18 protein-coding genes are annotated in these 18,644 nt (G+C 69.7%); 6 read left to right on the plus strand and 12 right to left on the minus strand.

Translation table 11 applies throughout. The annotated features are described in order from the left end of the window. The 3 genes from purH to GON06_RS08025 are packed head-to-tail and all read right to left on the minus strand — an operon-like array spanning nt 1 to nt 3,548. Nucleotides 1-1,608 carry a bifunctional phosphoribosylaminoimidazolecarboxamide formyltransferase/IMP cyclohydrolase gene (gene purH / locus GON06_RS08015; protein WP_157311731.1) on the minus strand — a complete coding sequence of 536 codons (1,608 nt, stop codon included), beginning with the start codon at nt 1,606-1,608 and terminating at the stop codon, nt 1-3. Between the two features lie 40 nt (nt 1,609-1,648). Then, the gene (purN, locus tag GON06_RS08020) at nt 1,649-2,230 is read right to left on the minus strand and encodes a phosphoribosylglycinamide formyltransferase (RefSeq protein WP_332837275.1); all 582 of its coding nucleotides are present in this window, start codon (nt 2,228-2,230) and stop codon (nt 1,649-1,651) included. A gap of 4 nt (nt 2,231-2,234) precedes the next feature. Beyond that, nucleotides 2,235-3,548 (minus strand): cell division protein PerM, encoded by a 1,314-nt coding sequence (locus GON06_RS08025; protein WP_198346646.1) that lies wholly within the window; start codon nt 3,546-3,548, stop codon nt 2,235-2,237. A gap of 83 nt (nt 3,549-3,631) precedes the next feature. On the opposite strand from GON06_RS08025, the gene GON06_RS08030 reads away from it, so the two are divergent. Next, nucleotides 3,632-5,056, plus strand: coding sequence for an NCS2 family permease (locus tag GON06_RS08030; RefSeq protein ID WP_157311732.1), 1,425 nt, complete (start codon nt 3,632-3,634; stop codon nt 5,054-5,056). A gap of 66 nt (nt 5,057-5,122) precedes the next feature. On the opposite strand, the gene GON06_RS08035 is transcribed toward GON06_RS08030, so the two are convergent. Further along, nucleotides 5,123-5,524, minus strand: a complete 402-nt coding sequence (locus GON06_RS08035; RefSeq protein WP_157311733.1) for a VOC family protein — start codon at nt 5,522-5,524, stop codon at nt 5,123-5,125. A gap of 77 nt (nt 5,525-5,601) precedes the next feature. Between GON06_RS08035 and GON06_RS08040 the strand changes: the two genes are divergently transcribed. Then, nucleotides 5,602-6,177: a TetR/AcrR family transcriptional regulator gene (locus tag GON06_RS08040; RefSeq protein WP_157311734.1), complete on the plus strand. Its 576-nt coding sequence runs from the start codon at nt 5,602-5,604 to the stop codon at nt 6,175-6,177. 4 nt (nt 6,178-6,181) lie between these two features. On the opposite strand, the gene GON06_RS08045 is transcribed toward GON06_RS08040, so the two are convergent. The 3 genes from GON06_RS08045 to sucC form a co-directional block, all read right to left on the minus strand. Beyond that, a complete protein-coding gene (locus tag GON06_RS08045) occupies nt 6,182-6,616 on the minus strand; it encodes a nitroreductase family deazaflavin-dependent oxidoreductase (protein WP_157311735.1) in 435 nt (144 codons plus the stop codon). Between the two features lie 164 nt (nt 6,617-6,780). Continuing rightward, nucleotides 6,781-7,683 (minus strand): succinate--CoA ligase subunit alpha, encoded by a 903-nt coding sequence (gene sucD / locus GON06_RS08050; protein ID WP_157311736.1) that lies wholly within the window; start codon nt 7,681-7,683, stop codon nt 6,781-6,783. A 19-nt stretch (nt 7,684-7,702) separates the two neighbouring features. Next, nucleotides 7,703-8,869, minus strand: a complete 1,167-nt coding sequence (gene sucC, locus GON06_RS08055; RefSeq protein ID WP_332837276.1) for an ADP-forming succinate--CoA ligase subunit beta — start codon at nt 8,867-8,869, stop codon at nt 7,703-7,705. 131 nt (nt 8,870-9,000) lie between these two features. Here sucC and GON06_RS08060 point away from each other — a divergent pair, with 131 nt between their 5' ends. Next, a complete protein-coding gene (locus tag GON06_RS08060) occupies nt 9,001-9,660 on the plus strand; it encodes a TetR/AcrR family transcriptional regulator (protein ID WP_157311737.1) in 660 nt (219 codons plus the stop codon). 97 nt (nt 9,661-9,757) lie between these two features. Here the strand turns inward: GON06_RS08060 and GON06_RS08065 are convergent, their stop codons facing one another. After that, nucleotides 9,758-10,249: a hypothetical protein gene (locus GON06_RS08065; protein WP_157311738.1), complete on the minus strand. Its 492-nt coding sequence runs from the start codon at nt 10,247-10,249 to the stop codon at nt 9,758-9,760. A 58-nt stretch (nt 10,250-10,307) separates the two neighbouring features. Between GON06_RS08065 and GON06_RS08070 the strand changes: the two genes are divergently transcribed. Then, nucleotides 10,308-11,762, plus strand: coding sequence for a phytoene desaturase family protein (locus GON06_RS08070; RefSeq protein ID WP_157311739.1), 1,455 nt, complete (start codon nt 10,308-10,310; stop codon nt 11,760-11,762). A gap of 121 nt (nt 11,763-11,883) precedes the next feature. Beyond that, nucleotides 11,884-12,933, plus strand: a complete 1,050-nt coding sequence (locus GON06_RS08075) for an ATP-dependent DNA ligase (protein ID WP_157311740.1) — start codon at nt 11,884-11,886, stop codon at nt 12,931-12,933. On the opposite strand, the gene GON06_RS08080 is transcribed toward GON06_RS08075, so the two are convergent. The 4 genes from GON06_RS08080 to GON06_RS08095 all read right to left on the minus strand — a co-directional run bounded on the left by GON06_RS08080 (nt 12,917) and on the right by GON06_RS08095 (nt 18,120). Next, nucleotides 12,917-13,399 carry a nitroreductase family deazaflavin-dependent oxidoreductase gene (locus GON06_RS08080; protein WP_157311741.1) on the minus strand — a complete coding sequence of 161 codons (483 nt, stop codon included), beginning with the start codon at nt 13,397-13,399 and terminating at the stop codon, nt 12,917-12,919. The genes GON06_RS08075 and GON06_RS08080 overlap by 17 nt on opposite strands. Beyond that, nucleotides 13,392-14,450, minus strand: a complete 1,059-nt coding sequence (ligD, locus tag GON06_RS08085) for a non-homologous end-joining DNA ligase (protein ID WP_157311742.1) — start codon at nt 14,448-14,450, stop codon at nt 13,392-13,394. Before ligD ends, GON06_RS08080 begins: the two co-directional genes overlap by 8 nt. Nucleotides 14,451-14,516: 66 nt before the next feature. After that, a complete protein-coding gene (locus tag GON06_RS08090) occupies nt 14,517-15,650 on the minus strand; it encodes an SseB family protein (protein WP_157311743.1) in 1,134 nt (377 codons plus the stop codon). 22 nt (nt 15,651-15,672) lie between these two features. Beyond that, complete coding sequence (locus GON06_RS08095; protein ID WP_157311744.1) at nt 15,673-18,120, minus strand: ATP-dependent helicase; 2,448 nt, start codon at nt 18,118-18,120, stop codon at nt 15,673-15,675. Between the two features lie 68 nt (nt 18,121-18,188). On the opposite strand from GON06_RS08095, the gene GON06_RS08100 reads away from it, so the two are divergent. Continuing rightward, the gene (locus GON06_RS08100; RefSeq protein ID WP_157311745.1) at nt 18,189-18,587 is read left to right on the plus strand and encodes a pyridoxamine 5'-phosphate oxidase family protein; all 399 of its coding nucleotides are present in this window, start codon (nt 18,189-18,191) and stop codon (nt 18,585-18,587) included. The last annotated feature ends 57 nt before the right edge of the window (nt 18,588-18,644 follow it).

Here is an 18,644-nt window from a genome sequence, read left to right on the forward strand (position 1 = left end):
CTAGTGGAAGAAGTGGCGCTCCCCGGTGAAGAACATGGTCACGCCGGCCTTGCGGGCGGCATCCACGACCTCCTCGTCACGCACCGAACCGCCCGGCTGCACGATCGCCGTGATGCCGGCGTCGATGAGCACCTGCGCACCATCGGCGAACGGGAAGAACGCGTCGGACGCCGCGACCGATCCGGCCGCGCGGTCACCGGCGCGCTCGACCGCGAGGCGGCACGAGTCGACGCGGTTGACCTGGCCCATGCCGACGCCCACCGTGGCGTTGTCCTTGGCGAGCACGATCGCGTTGGACTTGACGGCGCGGCACGCCTTCCACGCGAAGATGAGGTTTTCCATCGCGGCGTCGTCCGGACGCTCGCCCGACACCAGCTCCCAGTCCTTCGCGACCGAGACGATGTCGTCCGGGAAGCGGTCGGCATCCTGCAGCAGCAGACCGCCGGACACCAGACGCACGTCCATGCGCTCCTGCTGCCAATCCTCGGGCAGCTTCAGCAGACGCAGGTTCTTCTTCGCCTTGAACACCTCGAGCGCGGCCGGCTCGAAGTCGGGGGCGACGATGACCTCGGTGAAGATGTCCTTGAGGTTCTCGGCCATCTTCAGGGTGACGGTGCCGTTCGCGGCGATCACGCCGCCGTAGGCCGAGACCGGGTCGCACTCGTGCGCGCGCAGATGCGCGCTGGCGATCGGGTCGAGGGCGTTCGGCGCGGTCGTCGCGATGCCGCAGGGGTTCGCGTGCTTGATGATCGCGACGGACGGCAGCACCATGTCATAGGCGGCGCGCAGCGCGGCATCCGCGTCGACGTAGTTGTTGTAGGACATCTCCTTGCCCTGCAGCTGCGTGGCCTGGGCGATGCCATGCCCGCCGGCGCGGGTGTAGATCGCCGCGCGCTGGTGCGAGTTCTCGCCGTAGCGCAGCGTGGCAAGGCGCTCGGCCTTGATCGTCAGGTGCTCCGGCAGGTCGGCGCCGTCGCCCAGCGTGCCCTCGGCGAACCAGGCGGCCACGGCGGTGTCGTAGGCGGCCGTGTGCGCGAAGGCGCGTGCGGCGAGCTCGCGGCGCTGCACCAGCGTGGTACCGCCGGCGCGCACCGACTCGATGACGGACGGGTACGACTCCGGCGAGACGACGATCGCGACATTCGCGTGGTTCTTGGCCGCCGCGCGCACCATGGCAGGGCCGCCGATGTCGATCTGCTCGACGATGTCGTCGCCCTCGGCACCGGATGCCACGGTCTCGACGAACGGGTACAGGTTGACCACGACCAGCTCGAAGGGCTCGATGCCGAGGTCCTTCAGCTGACGCTCGTGATCCTCGAGGCGCAGGTCGGCGAGCAGGCCGCCGTGGATCTTCGGGTGCAGCGTCTTGACGCGACCGTCGAGCATCTCGGCGACGCCGGTGACAGCGGCCACGTCGGTGACCGCGTGCCCGGCCGCGCGGATGGTCGCGGCGGTGGAGCCGGTCGAGACGATCTCGACGCCGGCCTCGGTCAGCGCCGCGGCGAGCTCGAGCAGGCCGGACTTGTCACTGACGGAGACGAGCGCGCGGCGGATCGGGACCGTGTCGCGGTGGCGGTAGAGCGAGGGATCCTGACGGGGGCCGGCCATGGTGATGCTCCTTGGAGTGCGTGTCGGGTTTCGAGGGGGTTCAGGACGTGAGTGCGAGCTCGCCCGTGGCGATGCGCTGCACCACTTCGATGAGCAGTCGGCGCTCCACGGGCTTGATGCGCTCGTGCAGGCTGTGCTCGGTGTCGCCCGGCAGCACGGGTATGCGCTCCTGGGCGAGGATCGGTCCGGAGTCGACCCCGTCGTCGACGACGATGACGCTGGCCCCGGTCTCGGAGACGCCCGCGGCGAGCGCGTCGCGCACGCCGTGCGCGCCGGGGAACTCGGGCAGGTAGGCCGGGTGCGTGTTGATGATGTGAGGCGCGTACTGCGCGACGAGTGCCGCCGGCAGCAGACGCATCAGGCCGCTGAGCACGATGAGGTCCGGCGACCAGACAGCCAGCTGGCGGCCTAGCTCGGCGCCCCAGGCATCCCGGTTCTCGTGCTCGTGCCATGGCACGGTGAAGGTCGGGATGCCGAACTCCTCCGCGTGTGCGAGGCCGTCGGCATCGCGATCGGCGCCCACGACGACCACCCGAGCCGGGAAGTCGGGGTGGCGGGCGGCTTCGAGCAGGGCACGGAGATTCGAGCCGGTGCCCGAGATCAGAACAGCGACCGTCAGCACGCGGTCAGTCTACCCGGGTGCCGGGCGTGTCCTGACCCGATGACCTTCCATCCGCCGACGCCGCATCGAACGCCGCCATCTCCTCGCGCCAGCGGTCGGTGCGCTCCTCTGCGAGCTCGTCGCGGTGGCGGGGTGCGAGCAGCAGGATCGCGGCGCCGACGAGCACCTCCAGCCCGATCGCGAGGGCGAGCCCCCCGGGTTGCGGTCCGGTCTCGGCGAGGCGGCCGGGTCCGATGGAGCCGGATGCCAGCACCGCCGCCAACGCGGCGACCCCGGCCGAGAGCAGGGCGATGCCGGCGGCGATGGCGGCGCGCGGGCCGTACCCCTCGGCCGTGCCCTCCCAGACCAGTTTCGAGCGCACCATCCAGCCGGCCAGCGCGCCGGCCGCGATCGGGATCAGGACCACGACGAGCATCCAGAACGAGTCCACGGGCGGCAGCAGACCAAGCACCGGAATGCCGGGCACGACGCCCAGCTGAGTGCCGGCCGGTGACACAGCAGTGCCCGCGCCGACCGCGAAGCCGGGGCCGGCGATCCAGGCCACCGCCCATACCAGCAGCGTCGGCAGGTAGGCGAGCTGGCCGAGCGTGATCACCGTCGCACCGAGCGCGTCGACGTGTGCGCTCTCGAACAGCGCGATCACCTCTCCCCCGCGCAGCACCGTCATCGCCGCGAGACCCAGTGCCCCGACACCGGTGAGCGCGACGACCGTCACCGCGGCGCCGCGGACGGCCTCGGCGGGCACCGGGGCCCAGTCACCCCACCCGTCGACGATGTCGTGCACGAGGTCGACCACCCCGCCGTCCCCCTCGGACCAGGCGTGCCGTACGGCGCCGGCGAGCGCGCCCGCGAGATAGACCGCGACGGGCAGCAGGGCTCCGGCCCAGAACGGGATGCGGGCCGCAGGCGTGCCCGCTGTGAGGGCCACCAGCAGCGAGATCGCGGCGAAGACCACCGTGCCGCCGATGACGCCGGAGAGCCATGCGCCTGCCGTGGAAGCACGCCGGCCCGACCGCGCCGCGAACAGCAGCGTGAACAGCAGCATCGCGAGCGGGGTGAGCGAGAGGGTGAACTGCGCGGCGGCTGGGGCGATTCCGGTGGAACGGACCACCTCGTCGGGGATCGTGATCTGCATCGCGGCCCCGTGCCCGAACTGCCAGAGCGTGCCACTGGCGGGCCACAGCGCGCCCCAGTCCGCGGCGGACCCGAACGCGATCGTCCACAGCAACGTGAGGGGCGCCAGCAGCACGGCGAGACCGACGGCTGCGGCGATCGCGGCGTCGAGCGCGGCGAGAAGGGCGACGGTGAGGCGTTGCATGTCGTCAAAAGCCTACGATGTCCGCCCCGAGCCTTTTCCGCGCACCCCCGCTACACGATAGATTCTCCTGCGGAGGTCCCCCGATGACTACAGCCCCTGCCGTCCCCGACACCGACCAGAAGGAGCCGGTGAACGCCGTCGACCGCTTCTTCGAGATCACCAAGCGCGGATCCACCTTCGGCGCGGAGATCCGCGGCGGTGTGGTCACGTTCGTGACGATGGCGTACATCGTCATCCTGAACCCGATCATCCTGTCGACGCCGGATGTCGCCGGCAACACCCTGCCCGGTCCGGCCGTGGCCGCAGCGACCGCGCTCACCGCCGGCGTGATGACGCTGATGTTCGCACTCATCTCGCGTCTGCCGTTCGCGTTCGCCGCGGGGCTCGGCATCAACGCCTTCCTGGCGTTCTCCGTGGTCGGGACCGTGACGTGGCCCGAGGCCATGGCGCTGGTCGTGATCAACGGTCTGGTCATCGTGCTGCTCGCCGCGACCGGCCTGCGGAAGATGATCTTCGACGCCGTCCCCGTGCAACTCAAGCTCGCGATCACCGTCGGCATCGGCCTGTTCATCGCCTTCATCGGCTTCGTGAACGCCGGCTTCGTCACGGCGACGGGCAACGCCTCGCCCCCGGTCGACCTCGGCACCGGCGGCTCGGTGGCGAGCATCCCGACCCTGCTCTTCGTGATCACCCTGCTGATCGGCGGCGCGCTCATCGCGCTGCGCGTCAAGGGCGCCATCCTCATCGCCCTCGCCGGAGGCACCGTGCTCGGCGCCATCATCAGCGCGATCTGGAAGGTCGAGGGCCTCGGGTTCGACCTCTCCGGCGGCATCGTCGGCGTGCCCGATCTCAGCCTCATCGGCGCCGTCGACTTCTCATTCGACCTCGGCAAGGTGAGCGTCGTCGCGCTCGTGATGTTCGTGTTCACCCTGGTCTTCTCCAACTTCTTCGACGCCATGGGGACGATGACCGGCCTCGCGAAGGAAGCCGATCTGGCCGACGAGAAGGGCGACTTCCCGCGCATCAAGTCGGCACTGATCGTCGAGGGCGTCGGCGCGGTCGTCGGCGGTGGCACGTCGTCGTCGTCGGCGACGGTGTTCGTCGAGTCGGGCGCGGGTATCGGCGAGGGCGCGCGCACCGGCTTCGCCACCGCGATCACCGGCGTGCTGCTGCTCCTGACCATGTTCTTCACGCCGCTGACGTCGCTGGTTCCCAGCGCGGTCGCGGCCTCGGCCCTGGTGCTCGTCGGCGCGATGATGCTCGCGCAGATCAAGAACATCGACTTCAGCGACTTCCGTGTGCTGCTGCCGGTGTTCCTCACCGTCACCGTCATGCCGATGACCTACTCGATCGCCAACGGCATCGGAGCGGGCTTCGTCAGCTGGGTGGTCGTGAATGCGGTCTCCGGCAAGGCGAAGACCATCCATCCGCTGCTCTGGATCGTGGCGGCCGGCTTCGTGCTGTTCTTCGCCCGCGGCCCGCTCGAGGTCGCCTTCGGCGTCGCCTGAGGCCGATTCAGCCGGTCACGCGACGAAGGGGACGGATGCTGCGGCATTGGTCCCCTTCGTCGTCTCTCAGGTGTACGCCTCGGCGAACTCCGCGGACGGCTCGATCGGTTCGATGACGTCGAGCAGCACGCCGCCGGGCGCCTCGACGATGAAGTGCCGTTGCCCGAAGTGCTCGTCGCGCAGCGGCAGCCGCTCCGGCAGCCGGAGCTCGCCGACCAGGCGGGCGTGTTCGGCAGCGGCATCCGCCACCTCGACGTTCAACAGCAGACCGGTGACCGGCCGGCGGAAGCCGTGCGGGATCGTCTCATGCGTGCTGTCGAGGACGGCGAGCTCTCCGCCCTCGAAACGCAGGCTGACGTACCAGTCGGCCTCGAACGTCGTCTCGAATCCCAGCACCTCGCGATAGAAGCGGGCGGAGACCTCGACGTCCTCCACCATGAGCACGGGATAGAAGGAGCTGATCTGCATGTCGTGTCCTTTACATACTCTGCGTTTGTATCTTCCGGAGTTAGGATACATGCACACCGTATGTAAGGGAACGTCCGATGCCCAGAGCCACTGCCGCCGAGGCCGCTGCGACCGCCGAGCGCGTGCTGGATGCCGCGACGGAGCGCTTCGCCGCGCAGGGATTCGCGGCGACCTCGGTCGACGACGTCGCAGCGGATGCCGCGGTCACCCGCGGCGCCGTCTACCACCACTACGCGTCGAAGCCGGGCCTTTTCGCAGCGGTCGTGCAGCAGATGCAGCAGGAGGTCGCCGGTGCCGTCGTCGCAGCGGCCGGCGACAACTCCCCTGCCGAGGCGCTGCGCCTCGGCAGCCACGCCTTCCTCGACGCGATCACCGCCGGCGGGCACGCGAGGATCCTGCTGCTCGACGCCCCGGCCGTGCTCGGCTGGGATGCCTGGCGGCAGGCTGACGCCGAGGCATCCGCTGTGCATCTCCGCGAAGCGCTGCTCGCCGCCGGAGTCGCGGATGCCGAGGCGGATGCCGCGACCGCTCTGCTCTCCGGAGCGATGAACGAGGCTGCGCTCTGGCTCTCCGAGCGTCCGGGAGACGCCACGGCGCGGTCATCCGTGCATTCCGCGCTGGACCGGATGCTGGACGCCGTCGCGCCCCGGTAGCGGGTCAGTGGCGTTCGAGCAGGAACAGCGCGATCAGACGGTCGGTGCGGGTCTGGTAATCCGCGTAGGCGGGCCACGCCTCCACCGCGCGCTCCCACCACACCGCGCGCTCGGAGCCTGCGAGCTCGCGAGCCGTATAGTCGTGCTTCTCCGCGCCGTCCTGCAGCTCGACGTGCGGCTGACGGCGCATGTTGCCGGCCCACTTCGGCTCGTCGGGCGCTCCGCCCTTCGACGCCACAACGACGTACTCGCCGTCGTGCTCGACCCGCATCAGCGCGGTCTTGCGCAGCGCACCGCTCTTCGCTCCGACCGTGGTCAGCACGATGATCGGCTTGCCCTGCAGGTCGGCGGCTTCGGCACCCCCGGTGGCCTCGAACTTCTCGGCCTGATCGCGGGCCCAGGCGGATGTGGACAGCAGATACTCTCCGGAAAGCGGCATGCCTCGATCCTATGCACGGCCGACGCCCGGCGGACCGATCTGCGGATGGCGGACGATCCTGCGGCGAGTCCGCCTCCGCCTGCGGATCGGACCGCCATCCGCAAGGGGCGACACGACGAAGGGCTCGGATGCCACGCATCCGAGCCCTTCGCGGGAAGCAGTGCTTACAGACCTGCGATGATCTCGCGCATCAGCGAGGCGGTCTCGGACGGCGTCTTGCCGACCTTGACGCCGGCGGCCTCGAGGGCCTCCTTCTTCGCCTGAGCGGTACCGGCCGAGCCCGAGACGATGGCGCCGGCGTGGCCCATGGTCTTGCCCTCGGGAGCGGTGAAGCCCGCCACGTAGCCGACGACCGGCTTGGTGACGTTCGCCTTGATGTACTCGGCCGCGCGCTCCTCGGCGTCGCCGCCGATCTCGCCGATCATGACGATCGCCTTGGTCTCGGGGTCGGCCTCGAACGCGGCGAGCGCGTCGATGTGCGTGGTGCCGATGACCGGGTCGCCGCCGATGCCGATGGCGGTGGAGAAGCCCAGGTCGCGCAGCTCGAACATCATCTGGTAGGTCAGCGTGCCCGACTTCGAGACCAGGCCGATCGGACCCTTGCCGGTGATGTTCGCCGGCGTGATGCCTGCGAGCGCCTCACCGGGGGTGATGATGCCGGGGCAGTTCGGGCCGATGATCCGGGTCTTGTTGCCCTTCTCGATCGCGTAGGCCCAGGCCTCGGCCGAGTCGCCGACCGGGACGCCCTCGGTGATGACGACGAGCAGCGGGATCTCGGTGTCGATGGCCTCGATCATGGCGTCCTTGGTGAACGCCGGCGGCACGAACGCGACGGACACGTTCGCACCGGTCTTCTCGATGGCCTCGGCGACCGACCCGAAGACGGGCAGCTCGACGGGGTTGCCGTCCTTGTCGACGTGCGACACGGTGGTGCCGGCCTTGCGGGCGTTGACGCCGCCGACGACGTTGGTGCCGGCCTTCAGCATCAGCGCGGTGTGCTTGGTGCCCTCGCCGCCGGTGATGCCCTGGACGATGACCTTGGAGTCGTTGTTGAGGTAGATCGACATGTCTCTAGTCCTATTCGTCTCAGGCGTTGGCCAGCTCGGCGGCCTTGTCGGCGCCCTCGTCCATGGTGGCGGCGAGCGTCACGAGCGGGTGGTTCGCAGCCGCGAGGATCGCGCGACCCTCTTCGACCTGGTTGCCGTCGAGACGCACGACGAGCGGCTTGGTGGCCGAGTCGCCGAGGATCTCGAGGGCCTTGACGATGCCCTCTGCGACGGCGACGCAGGAGGTGATGCCGCCGAACACGTTCACGAAGACGCTCTTGACCTGCTCGTCGCCGAGGATGACGTCGAGGCCGTTGGCCATGACCTGCGCGTTCGCGCCGCCACCGATGTCGAGGAAGTTGGCGGGCTTCACGCTGCCGTGGTTCTCGCCCGCGTAGGCGACGACGTCGAGGGTCGACATGACCAGGCCCGCGCCGTTGCCGATGATGCCGACCTCGCCGTCGAGCTTGACGTAGTTGAGGCCGGACGCCTTGGCCTTGGCCTCCAGCGGATCCTCGCTGGCCTTGTCGGCGAGCTCCTCGTGCTCGGGGTGACGCACCTCGGAGGCGTTGTCGTCGAGGGTGACCTTGCCGTCGAGGGCGATGATGTCGCCGTCCTCGGTGCGGACCAGCGGGTTCACCTCGACGAGGGTCGCGCCCTCGCCCTTGTAGACGTCGTAGAGCTTGACGAAGACGTCGGAGACCTTCTCGACGAGGTCCTCGGGGAAGTTCGCGGCGCGCGCGATCTCGACGGCCTTGGCCTTGTCGATGCCGGTCAGCGCGTTGACCTCGACCCGGGCGAGCGCCTCCGGCTTCTCGACCGCGAGCTGCTCGATCTCCATGCCGCCCTCGACGCTGCACAGCGAGAGGTAGGAGCGGTTGGCGCGGTCCAGCAGCACGGAGAAGTAGAACTCCTCGGCGATGCGCGCACCGGCCGCGACCATGACGCGACGGACCACGTGGCCCTTGATGTCGAGACCGAGGATCGCCTTGGCCGCCTCGTACGCCTCTTCGGGGTTCTTGGCGACCTTCACGCCGCCGGCCTTGCCGCGGCCGCCGGTCTTGACCTGCGCCTTGACGACCACGACGCCGCCGAGCTTCTCGGCCGCTGCCTTCACCTCCTCGGGGGTGTCAGCGACGATGCCGGCGAGAACCGGCACTTCGTACTTCTCGAAAAGGTCTCGTGCCTGGTACTCGTAGAGATCCACAGTGCAGTCCTTCGCTGGTTGCGGCGGTTGGGACGCGACATGATTGTCGGGTGTCGATTATCATTCGACCCGATAGGCAAGCGTACTACCGCGGAACACGGGCTCCTGACCGCGGGCGTTAGGCTCTCGCTATGCACGAATCCGTACAGCCCCCCAACGGCGTCGTCGGGGCAGCGCTCGAGCTGTTCGCACAGCAGGGCTTCGAGCAGACCTCGGTCGAGCAGATCGCCAAGGCGGCCGGTGTCTCGAGATCGACGTTCTTCCGCCAGTTCGGCGGCAAGGAGGACGTCGTCTTCGCAGACCACGAGGCACTGATCGAGCAGCTGCGGTCGTTCCTCGACGAACCGCACGACGACCCCTGGCAGGCCGTGTGCGAGGCATCCGAGCGGGTGTTCGCGTACTTCGCGCGCGATCCGGAGCTCGCGCGCCGCCGGTACCAGATCGTGCGCGACGTCCCCGCGCTGCGCGAGCGCGAGATCATCACGGTGTTCCGTTACGAACGTCTCTTCGACGACTACCTGCGGCAGTCGCTGCCCGGCATCGACCCGCTGGACGCCGTCGGCTTCGCCGCCCTCGTCACCGCCGTGCACAACCACGTGCTGCGCCAGCTGCTGCGCGGCAAGAAGGTTCCGGTGTCGGTGCTGCAGAAGGCGCTCGCCGACGTGCGGCGGCGGTACGGCGTGCTGGAGGACGCCGCTGACGCGGCATCCGACGACGTGGTCGTCGCGGTCTTCCCGCGGTCGATGCCGATCGCCGAGATCACGAGGCGCGTGCAGGCCGAGCTCAGCTGAGCCGCGTCCGCGAGAGGAACGTCACGCGTTTCGTCACTTCGTCTCGCTGCGCTCGCTCAGGAACCGCGGAGCGAGACGAAACGCGCCGAGTCCCTGATCAGTCGCAGCCGCAGCCACCCGAGGGCGTCTTGACCATGAAGCAGACGTCGCAGACGCCGTAGTCGCGCTCCTCCTTCGGGGTGACCTTCGGCGTGCGCGCGACGGGCTGCGCGGCGGCACGGGGCGCACCGGCCCGTTTGGCCTTCGCCTGCGCCGCGGACGAGAACTCGCTCGGATGCGAGACGTAGTAGTACGGCGGTCGACCTTCGCTCGGCTTCAGATTCTGCGCTGCGAAGCCCACGACGACCAGCTCTTCCTCGGTGAAGCCGTTCGTGTAAGTGCGGCCGATGTGCAGCGCGGCGCCGGGCCCACGGCGGATCGCCTCGATGTATCGGCCTCGGTCGATGAAGCTGCTGATGCCGATTGCATCGACGATCCGGGTGATGAACGCGTGGTTCTCCTCGGGAACGCGGTGCGCGCGAAGCGCATCCGGAAGGTTGCGGTAAGGACGGGAGGTGCCTGCGGGGGTCGGCCCCTGTATTTCGTTCATCACTTCAAGGATCCCACGGTTCGGGGTGTTCCGGGCACCGGATCACTAGGCTGGCCGTATGGCGCGCGCGACGGTGATCGGAAGCGGGCCGAACGGACTCGCTGCCGCGGTGGCCCTGGCCCGCGCGGGCTACGCCGTCGAGGTGCTCGAGGCCGCCGAGACCGTCGGCGGCGGCGTGCGCACGCTCGACGGGCCGCTGCCCGGCTACCGGTACGACGTGTGCTCGGCCGTGCATCCCGCGGCGCTGACGTCGCCGTTCTTCCGCGCCTTCGGGCTGACCGACCGAGTGGACTGGATCCGCCCGGAGATCTCGTACGCGCATCCGCTGGACGACGGACGCGCGGGCATCGCCTGGCGCGACCTCGAGCGCACCGCGGAAGGGCTCGGCGTCGATGCCAGGGCCTGGAGCGCGCTGCTGCGCCCGCTGGTGCGCCGGCTCGACGAGGTGGTGGAGTTCACCGGAGGGGCGATGTTGCGCGTTCCGCGGCATCCGGTCACCGGCATCCGCTTCGGCCTGCGGATGCTGGAGCAGGGCAGCGCGCTCGGGCCGCGCGCGTTCCGCACCGATGAGGCGAACGCGCTGCTGGCCGGCGTGCTCGCGCACGCGGCGACCCCGCTCCCCTCTCCGTCATCCGCAGCGGCCGGACTCCTCCTCGCCGCGCAGGCGCACGGCGACGGAGGCTGGGCCTACCCGCGCGGAGGTGCGCAGCGCATCGCAGACGCGCTGCAGGACGACCTCGAGGCGCACGGCGGCGGCGTCCGCACCGGTGAGCAGGTGCACGATCTGGGCGACCTGGACTGGGGCGACCCTGCCCGGGGCGACCTGCTCGTGCTGAACTGCTCACCGAGGCTGGCGCTCACGCATCCGGACATCCCCGCGAGATACGCCCAGTCGCTGACCGAGTACCGCTACGGACCGGCGGCGGCGAAGGTCGACTTCGCGCTCAGCGGACCGGTGCCGTGGGCGAACGAGCAGGTCGCGCTGTCGCCGACCGTGCACGTCGGCGGCACCCGTGCCGAGATCTCCGCGAGCGAGAACGCCGTCGCGCGCGACGCCGTGTCGGATCGCCCCTACGTGCTCGCCGTGCAGCCGTCGGTGCTGGACGACACCAGGGCGCCGGATGGCGGAGCCGCACTGTGGGCGTACATCCACGTGCCGCTCGGCTCCGACCTCGACCCGACCGAGCTCGTCACCCGACAGGTGGAGCGCTTCGCCCCTGGTTTCCGCGACGTGATCCTGGAGAGTCGCGCCGTGGCGGCATCCGAACGCGAAGCGTTGAACCCGGCCGAGATCGGCGGCGACATCTTCGGCGGCTCGTTCTCGATGGCGCAGGCGTTCCGGCGCCCGGTCGTCTCTCCGGCGCCGTGGCGCACCCCGATGCGCGGTGTGTACCTCGCATCGGCGTCGACCCCGCCCGGCCCGGGCGTGAACGGCATGGCCGGCTGGCACGCCGCGCGCACGGCGCTGGCGGATGCCGGCACTCCGGCGACGCTGCAGGAGCTCTTCTCCTGACCTCCCGCCTGGGGAATGTCGCAGATGGCCGCATCCCGGGCCCGGATGCGACAGACAGAGACATTCCCTGGAAGGAGGATCGGGGCTCGTGGGATGACGGCGGACGGGCCAGGATGGACCCATGTACGAGATCCCCGCGCCGATGCTCGCCAAGGCCGCTGCGGCCGTGCCCGATCCCGCCAAGACGCCGATGCTCTTCGAGCCGAAGTGGGACGGCTTCCGGGGGCTGATCGCCTGGGACGGCGAGACCCTCGAGATCGGATCCCGCGGCGCGAAGCCGCTGACGCGCTACTTCCCCGAGTTGGTCGAGCAGCTCCCCGGCATCCTGCCCGGCCCCTGCCTGCTCGACGGCGAGATCGTCGTCGCGACCGGTCCCGCCGGCGCGCAGCGTCTGGACTGGGAGGCGCTGAGCCAGCGCATCCACCCCGCCGCCTCTCGCGTCGCGAAGCTCTCCGTCGAGACTCCGGCGATGTTCATCGCCTTCGACCTGCTCGCCGAGGGCGATGACGACCTGCAGCAGCTGCCGTTCCGCGAGCGCCGCGCACGCCTCGAGCGGATGCTGGCGGATGCTGCGTCTCCACTGCATCTGACGCGCACCACCGACGACCGCGCGACCGCCCAGCGCTGGCTCGCGGAGTTCGAGGGCGCAGGGCTCGACGGCGTCGTCGCGAAGCCGCTGGATGATCCGTACGCCCCGGGCAAGCGCACCCTGAGCAAGATCAAGCACGCCCGCACAGCCGACGTCGTCGCCCTCGGCTACCGGGTGCACAAGAGCGGTTCCGGCGTCGGCTCCCTGCTCGTCGGCCTCTACGGCGACGACGGCGTCCTGCGCCAGGTCGGCGGCGTCGCCGCCTGGAGCGACGCGATGAGACAGCAGCTGGTCGACGATCTGGAGCCGCTCGTGGAACGGGATGCCGACGGCGCGGCGGTCACCGGCGCGGGCGAGCGCTCCCGGTTCAGCGGCGCGAAAGACGTGTCGTTCGTGCGTCTGCGCCCCGAGCGCGTGCTCGAGGTGAAGTACGACCAGCTCGAGGGCGCGCGTTTCCGGCACACGGTGCAGTTCGCGCGCTGGCGCCCGGACCGGGATGCCTCATCGTGCACCTACGACCAGCTTGACACCGTGTCAGGGTACGACCTGGCGGACGTGCTGCTCACTACTCCCTCTCGTTGAGCGCGCGCGGCGGCGTGAACTCCACGATCGGGATCTCGGCCTCTCCGCCGGCGGCGTAGTCCATCGCGGCGCTGAGATGCTTCCAGGCATCCGGATGCTCGGCCGCGTAGACCTTCAGCCGTGCCGCGGACTCCTCGGCGTCCAGCATCCGCACCGCGGCGCGCGCCCGGCGCGCATGCCCGGTGCTGAGGTACGCGACACCGTTGGCCTCGAGGTTGCGGTACCACTGCGCCTTCTTGCCGAACCCCGACGCCACCCGGATCACGTTGTGCTCGCGCTCGACGACCTCGACGACGACGAACCTGCGCTCGTGCGACTTCCGGCCGAGGTGCTCGATCATCACGAGACGGTCGCCGAAGATCCAGCCGAAGCCCGCCCGGTACAACCCGATGGGCGCGCGCACCAGCCAGGGCGTCGCCAGCATCCGGGCGGCGAGCCGGTCCATGATGCCTGTGTGCTCACTCATCGTTCTCCCAGTTCGCGGCGACCTTCTTGCTGGGCTGCACGCGCGGCGGCTCGCCCGGCATCTTCGGGAACTCCGGCGGGAACGGCAGCTCGCCGAGACCGTTCTCCACATCGCGATCCCACCACTGCAGGAGCGTGTCGATCCGGCCCGGCGCGTCCTGCATGCCGGCCCACGGGTCGCCGACATCGGCGAGCCGGGCGGGGATGCTGCGCACCGTGAAGCGCGCAGGGTCCAGGTCGTCGAGCTCCTCCCACCGGATCGGCGTCGAGACCGGTGCGCCGGGCAGCGCGCGCGGACTGTAGGCACCGGCCATGGTGCGATCGCGGTTGGCCTGGTTGAAGTCCACGAAGATGCGCTCACCGCGCTCCTCCTTCCACCAGTTCGTGGTCACCGCCTTCGGCATCCGCCGTTCGAGTTCGCGTCCGGCGGCGATGACCGCGTGACGCACGGTGAGGAACTCCCACTCCGGCACGATGGGGCAGAACACGTGCAGACCGCGGTTGCCGCTGGTCTTGATGAACGGCTCGAGGTCCGCCTCGCGCAGCACGGCGCGCAGCTCGCGTGCGGCGACGATCGCCTCGGCCATGCCCGTCCCCGGCTGCGGATCCAGATCGATGCGCAGCTCGACCGGGTTGTCGGTGTCGGCCGCGAGCGAGGCCCACGGGTGGAACACGATCGTGTTCATCTGCACGGCCCAGACGATCGCGCTGGTGCGGTTCAGCACGATCTGCGGATGCCGGCGGCCGCTGTTGTACGTGCACATCACCGAGTCGACGAAGTCGGGCGTGCCCTTCGGCGGGTTCTTCGAGAAGAATCCCTCGCCGCCGATGCCGTCGCGGAATCGCTCGAGCGACACCGGCCGATGACCGTTGGCGTTCAGGAACGGCGTGGCCACGGTCTGGGCGTAGTCGGCGTACTCGGCCTTGGTGATGCCGTCGCCGCCGTCCACGGGCCAGACGACCCTGTTCGGACTGGACAACCCGATCTCGCGCTCGACGTCCTCACCGGAGTCGGTGTCGGTCACGGTCAGAGTCACTCGCTCAGAGGCCATGCTCCGAGACTATGACGTGCGCACCCCGCCTGTCAGTCCCCCTGGACTGTCATGCGCTCCAGGCTCTCAGTCCCCGAGATCGACGGCGAGTACCAGCACCGGCCCGAGCGCGTCGCGCTCGACCGCCAGCGACGGACCGGCGGAGTCGACGATCACGCCGTCGAGCTCGCTGTGGCTGCTCAGAACCTTGGCGAGCTGCTCGGGCTCGAAGGGCATCGGGCGGTCGTCCCGGCCCAGCGCGACCACCTCGAGCGGGTGCGAGAACACCTGCAGGAACCGCTTGCCGTCGGCGGTGTGCGCCTCGGCGATGCCGACAGGTGCGCCGGTCGTGCCGTCACTCACCGCGACCCAGACCTTCGTCTTCGCCAGCGCCTCGCCGACCCGCGCCGCGGTGTCCGGCTGACGGGGAGAGGAGACCAGGCCCTTGATCGCCATGGCCGGGTCGCCCTGGCTCAGCGCCTGCTGCAGCAGCTCGGTGGGGAACACGACGCGGTGCGGCGCGGACGCGTTGTCGATGATGATGCCGGTGAATCCGCCGTCGATCACCTGCTGGTAGATCAGGCCGACCGGCTGCGCCATGGCGGACGTGGCTGCCGGGTCCTCCTCAGCATCCACCGCCGCGCGCAGTGCAGCGCCCGAGGAGAACGCCAGCAGGAACGACTTCTCGTCCTCGCGGATCACCGCGACCGACAGCGGCTGACCGTCGCCGATCTGCTGACCGGCGTCGCCGTGGACGCGCAGGTACAGGTGTCCCTGCATCGACTGGCGCATCACGCCGAGCAGCTCCTCGTTGCTCGCGCCCTCGGCGATCTCGGCCAGGGCCTCGCGCAGCAGCACGTTGTCCTTCAGACCCTCGATCGTGTGGGTGTCCTCCGGCGGCATCGCGGAGGCGAGCGGCAGGCGCGGCTTCTCGGTCTCGACGACGTTGATCGTGGGCTCGCGACGCGGGAGGGGAGCCGACGGCGCCACGGGCGCCTCGTCGTCGGGACCTGCGGCCTGCTCATCGACGGGCGCAGCGACCTCCGGTCCGGCATCCGCGCCGACCCCGCGGAACGCCTGCACGGAGATGCCGACGTTCGGAACGGCCTCCTCGGCCGGCTCTGCTGCCGCGGCCTCCTCGGCGGGAACGCCGGGGACCGGAGCAGCCTCTTCGACGGTGGAGGGATCTGCGGTCTTCTTGCGGCGGGAGAACAGGGCCATATGTGTCAGCCTAACTGCGGAATCAGAGCTTGACGATCGGGGCGATCTTGATCAGCAGCTTCTTCTGCCCGGCGGTGTCGAACCGCACGTGCGCGATGCGCTTGGCGCCCTCGCCTGTGACGGCCTCGATACGCCCCTCGCCGAAGTCATCGTGCCGGATGCGGTCCCCCGCCTCGAGCTCGAGGTCGCCGTTGTCACGCACCTTGGCGGTGACCTTGTTCGGGAACCTGTCCATCGCCGTCGACAGAGGCGTGAGCCGTTTCTCCAGAGGCTGCGCGGCGAACCGATCGCGGGTGCCTCCGCCGCCGAATCCGCCCTGCCGGCGCGCGTTCAGTGCGCGCGACTGCGTCCCGCCGCGGGAGTTCACGTCGCCGGGCGACTGCCGCCAGTCGATGAGCTCGGCGGGGATCTCCTGCAGGAACCGGCTCGGCATCGCGACGGACACCTCGCCGAACTGCGCGCGGGTCATCGCCAGCGACAGGTGCAGTCGCTTCCGTGCGCGCGTGAGACCCACGTAGAACAGCCGACGCTCCTCCTGCGGCCCGCCCGGCTCCCCCGCGGAGATGCGGTGCGGGATGAGATCCTCCTCGACGCCGGTGACGAACACCGCGTCGTACTCCAGGCCCTTGGCGGTGTGCATCGTCATCAGCGAGACCGTGCCCGACTCGTCGTCGAGGTCGTCGGCGTCCGAGACCAGGGCGACCTCGGTGAGGAAGTCGACCAGCGTGCCGTCGGGGTTGTTCCGCGCGAAGTCGCGGGTGACGGCGACGAACTCGTCCAGGTTCTCGAGCCGGGCTTCGTCCTGCGGGTCGCGGCTACGGCGCAGCGAGTCGAAATAACCGCTCTTCTCGAGCAGCAGCGACAGTCCTTCGGCCACCGATGTCGCCGACGGCACCTCACCGGATGCCGGCAGCATGATCGCCGTCGCCTCGGTGAGCACCTGGTCGAGCTGCGCGATCGCCGCCTGCAGCTTCGGGCCGACGCCGAGCTGCGAGGGGTGCGACAGCGCCTCACGGAACGTGATCCCCTGCTCCTCGGCGAAGCGCGCGATCGCGGTCTCGGTGACGTCGCCGATGCCGCGTCGCGGCTTGTTCAGGATGCGGCGCAGCGACATCTCGTCTGCGGGGTTGGCGACCGAGACCAGGTAGGCCAGGGCGTCCTTGATCTCCGCGCGCTCGTAGAACTTCGTGCCGCCCATGATCTTGTACGGCACGGCGGCGCGGATGAAGATCTCCTCCAGCGCGCGGGACTGCGAGTTCGTGCGGTAGAACACCGCCATCTCGGAGTACGGCATCCCGGCGCGGCGCAGCGCCTCGACCTCGTCGGCCACGAACTGCGCCTCGTCATGCTGCGAGTAGCCGGTGAAGCCGACGATCTTCTCGCCGTCGCCCTTGTCGCTCCAGAGCTTCTTGTCCTTGCGATCGAAGTTGTTGCCGATCACCGCGTTGGCCGCCGAGAGGATGTTCTGGGTCGAGCGGTAGTTCTGTTCGAGCAGGACGACCTTCGCACCGGGGAAGTCGCGCTCGAACTCGCTGATGTTGCGGATGTCGGCGCCGCGGAAGGCGTAGATCGACTGGTCGGAGTCGCCGACCACGGTGAGCGACGCTCCGGCCTCTTCACCGGTCCCTGAGCCCGACGAAGGGTCGGGTTCGAAGATCATCATGCCGTTCGAGGCATACGGATCGGGGGCGTCGCCCTGCACCGGCCGGGTGAGTTCGTGGATCAGCGCGTACTGGGCGTGGTTGGTGTCCTGGTACTCGTCCACCAGGATGTGGCGGAACCGGCGGCGGTACGTGTCGGCGACGTGCGGGAACGCCCGGAACAGGTACACCGTCTGCCCGATGAGGTCGTCGAAGTCGAAGGCGTTCGCCTTCTGCAGCTGCCGCTGGTAATCGGCGAAGATCTCGGTGAACAGCCGCTCCGCCGGGTCGTTCATGTTCGCGTCGCGGGCGTACGACTCGGCATCCTGCAGCTCGTTCTTGAGCTTCGAGATGCGCCCCTGCACGGATGCCGGAGTCAGGCCGTAGGCGTCGGCCTCGTGCTCCTTGACGAGGCGCTTGATGAGCGCGCGGGAGTCTCCGGAGTCGTAGATCGTGAAGTTCTGCGTGAAGCCGAACTGCCCCGCCTCGCGACGCAGGATGCGCACGCAGGCGGAGTGGAACGTCGAGATCCACATGCCGCGCGCGGCATCGCCGACCAGCGCGCCGACGCGCTCGCGCATCTCACCGGCGGCCTTGTTCGTGAACGTGATCGCGAGGATCTGGCTGGGCCAGGCCTCCCGGTTGCGCAGCAGCAGGGCGATGCGGCGGGTGAGCACGCTGGTCTTGCCCGACCCCGCGCCCGCGACGATCAGCAGTGCGGGGCCGCGGTGCGTCACCGCGTCGAGCTGCTGCGGGTTGAGCCCTGCGAGCAGGTCGTCTGAGGCCTGAGGGCCGGCGGATGCGGGGACGATGAGTGGAGCTTCGGTCATGGCCCTTCGAGTCTAGATCGCCCCGCCGACACCGATCCCGGCGCGGCAAGGACGAGTACCATCGAGGCATGATCGAGGTGCTCGGCGAAGAGGAATGCCTGGCCCGGCTGGCGACGTCCACCGTCGGGCGCATCGGCCATGTCGAGGACGGACGCGTCGAGATCATCCCGGTGAACTACCGGATAGACGGGCGTGACCTGTACCTGCGCACTCGGGAGGACGGGATCCTCTCCGGCCTCCCCGACGAGCCGGACATCGCGTTCGAGGTGGACCACATCGAGGGCCTCGAGGGCTCCGGGTGGAGCGTCCTGCTGGGCGGACGCGTCGAACGCCTCGAGCCGGGTGAGGGCCAGTCGATCGACGCCGCCGCGCACGTACGGCCCTGGGCGGGCGGTGAGCGCACGCTCTGGTTCCGCTTCGTCATCGAGCGGATCTCGGGCCGTTCCGTGCGCCGCTCGAACGCCTAGCTGTTCTTCCCCGTGAGGTTGTGAACGCGTTGGATGGGTGTTGAGCCTTCGAGCGCG

This window comes from Microbacterium sp. MAH-37 (genome assembly GCF_009758255.1).
In the GTDB taxonomy this organism is placed as follows: Bacteria; Actinomycetota; Actinomycetes; order Actinomycetales; family Microbacteriaceae; genus Microbacterium.

Coding starts and splice junctions, on each gene's coding strand:
- purH (WP_157311731.1), bottom strand. CDS start 1,608: ATGGCCGGCCCCCGTCAGGATCCCTCGCTCTACCGCCACCGCGACACG.
- GON06_RS08025 (WP_198346646.1), bottom strand. CDS start 3,548: ATGCAACGCCTCACCGTCGCCCTTCTCGCCGCGCTCGACGCCGCGATC.
- GON06_RS08030 (WP_157311732.1), top strand. CDS start 3,632: ATGACTACAGCCCCTGCCGTCCCCGACACCGACCAGAAGGAGCCGGTG.
- GON06_RS08035 (WP_157311733.1), bottom strand. CDS start 5,524: ATGCAGATCAGCTCCTTCTATCCCGTGCTCATGGTGGAGGACGTCGAG.
- GON06_RS08040 (WP_157311734.1), top strand. CDS start 5,602: ATGCCCAGAGCCACTGCCGCCGAGGCCGCTGCGACCGCCGAGCGCGTG.
- GON06_RS08045 (WP_157311735.1), bottom strand. CDS start 6,616: ATGCCGCTTTCCGGAGAGTATCTGCTGTCCACATCCGCCTGGGCCCGC.
- sucD (WP_157311736.1), bottom strand. CDS start 7,683: ATGTCGATCTACCTCAACAACGACTCCAAGGTCATCGTCCAGGGCATC.
- GON06_RS08060 (WP_157311737.1), top strand. CDS start 9,001: ATGCACGAATCCGTACAGCCCCCCAACGGCGTCGTCGGGGCAGCGCTC.
- GON06_RS08065 (WP_157311738.1), bottom strand. CDS start 10,249: ATGAACGAAATACAGGGGCCGACCCCCGCAGGCACCTCCCGTCCTTAC.
- GON06_RS08070 (WP_157311739.1), top strand. CDS start 10,308: ATGGCGCGCGCGACGGTGATCGGAAGCGGGCCGAACGGACTCGCTGCC.
- GON06_RS08075 (WP_157311740.1), top strand. CDS start 11,884: ATGTACGAGATCCCCGCGCCGATGCTCGCCAAGGCCGCTGCGGCCGTG.
- GON06_RS08080 (WP_157311741.1), bottom strand. CDS start 13,399: ATGAGTGAGCACACAGGCATCATGGACCGGCTCGCCGCCCGGATGCTG.
- ligD (WP_157311742.1), bottom strand. CDS start 14,450: ATGGCCTCTGAGCGAGTGACTCTGACCGTGACCGACACCGACTCCGGT.
- GON06_RS08090 (WP_157311743.1), bottom strand. CDS start 15,650: ATGGCCCTGTTCTCCCGCCGCAAGAAGACCGCAGATCCCTCCACCGTC.
- GON06_RS08095 (WP_157311744.1), bottom strand. CDS start 18,120: ATGACCGAAGCTCCACTCATCGTCCCCGCATCCGCCGGCCCTCAGGCC.
- GON06_RS08100 (WP_157311745.1), top strand. CDS start 18,189: ATGATCGAGGTGCTCGGCGAAGAGGAATGCCTGGCCCGGCTGGCGACG.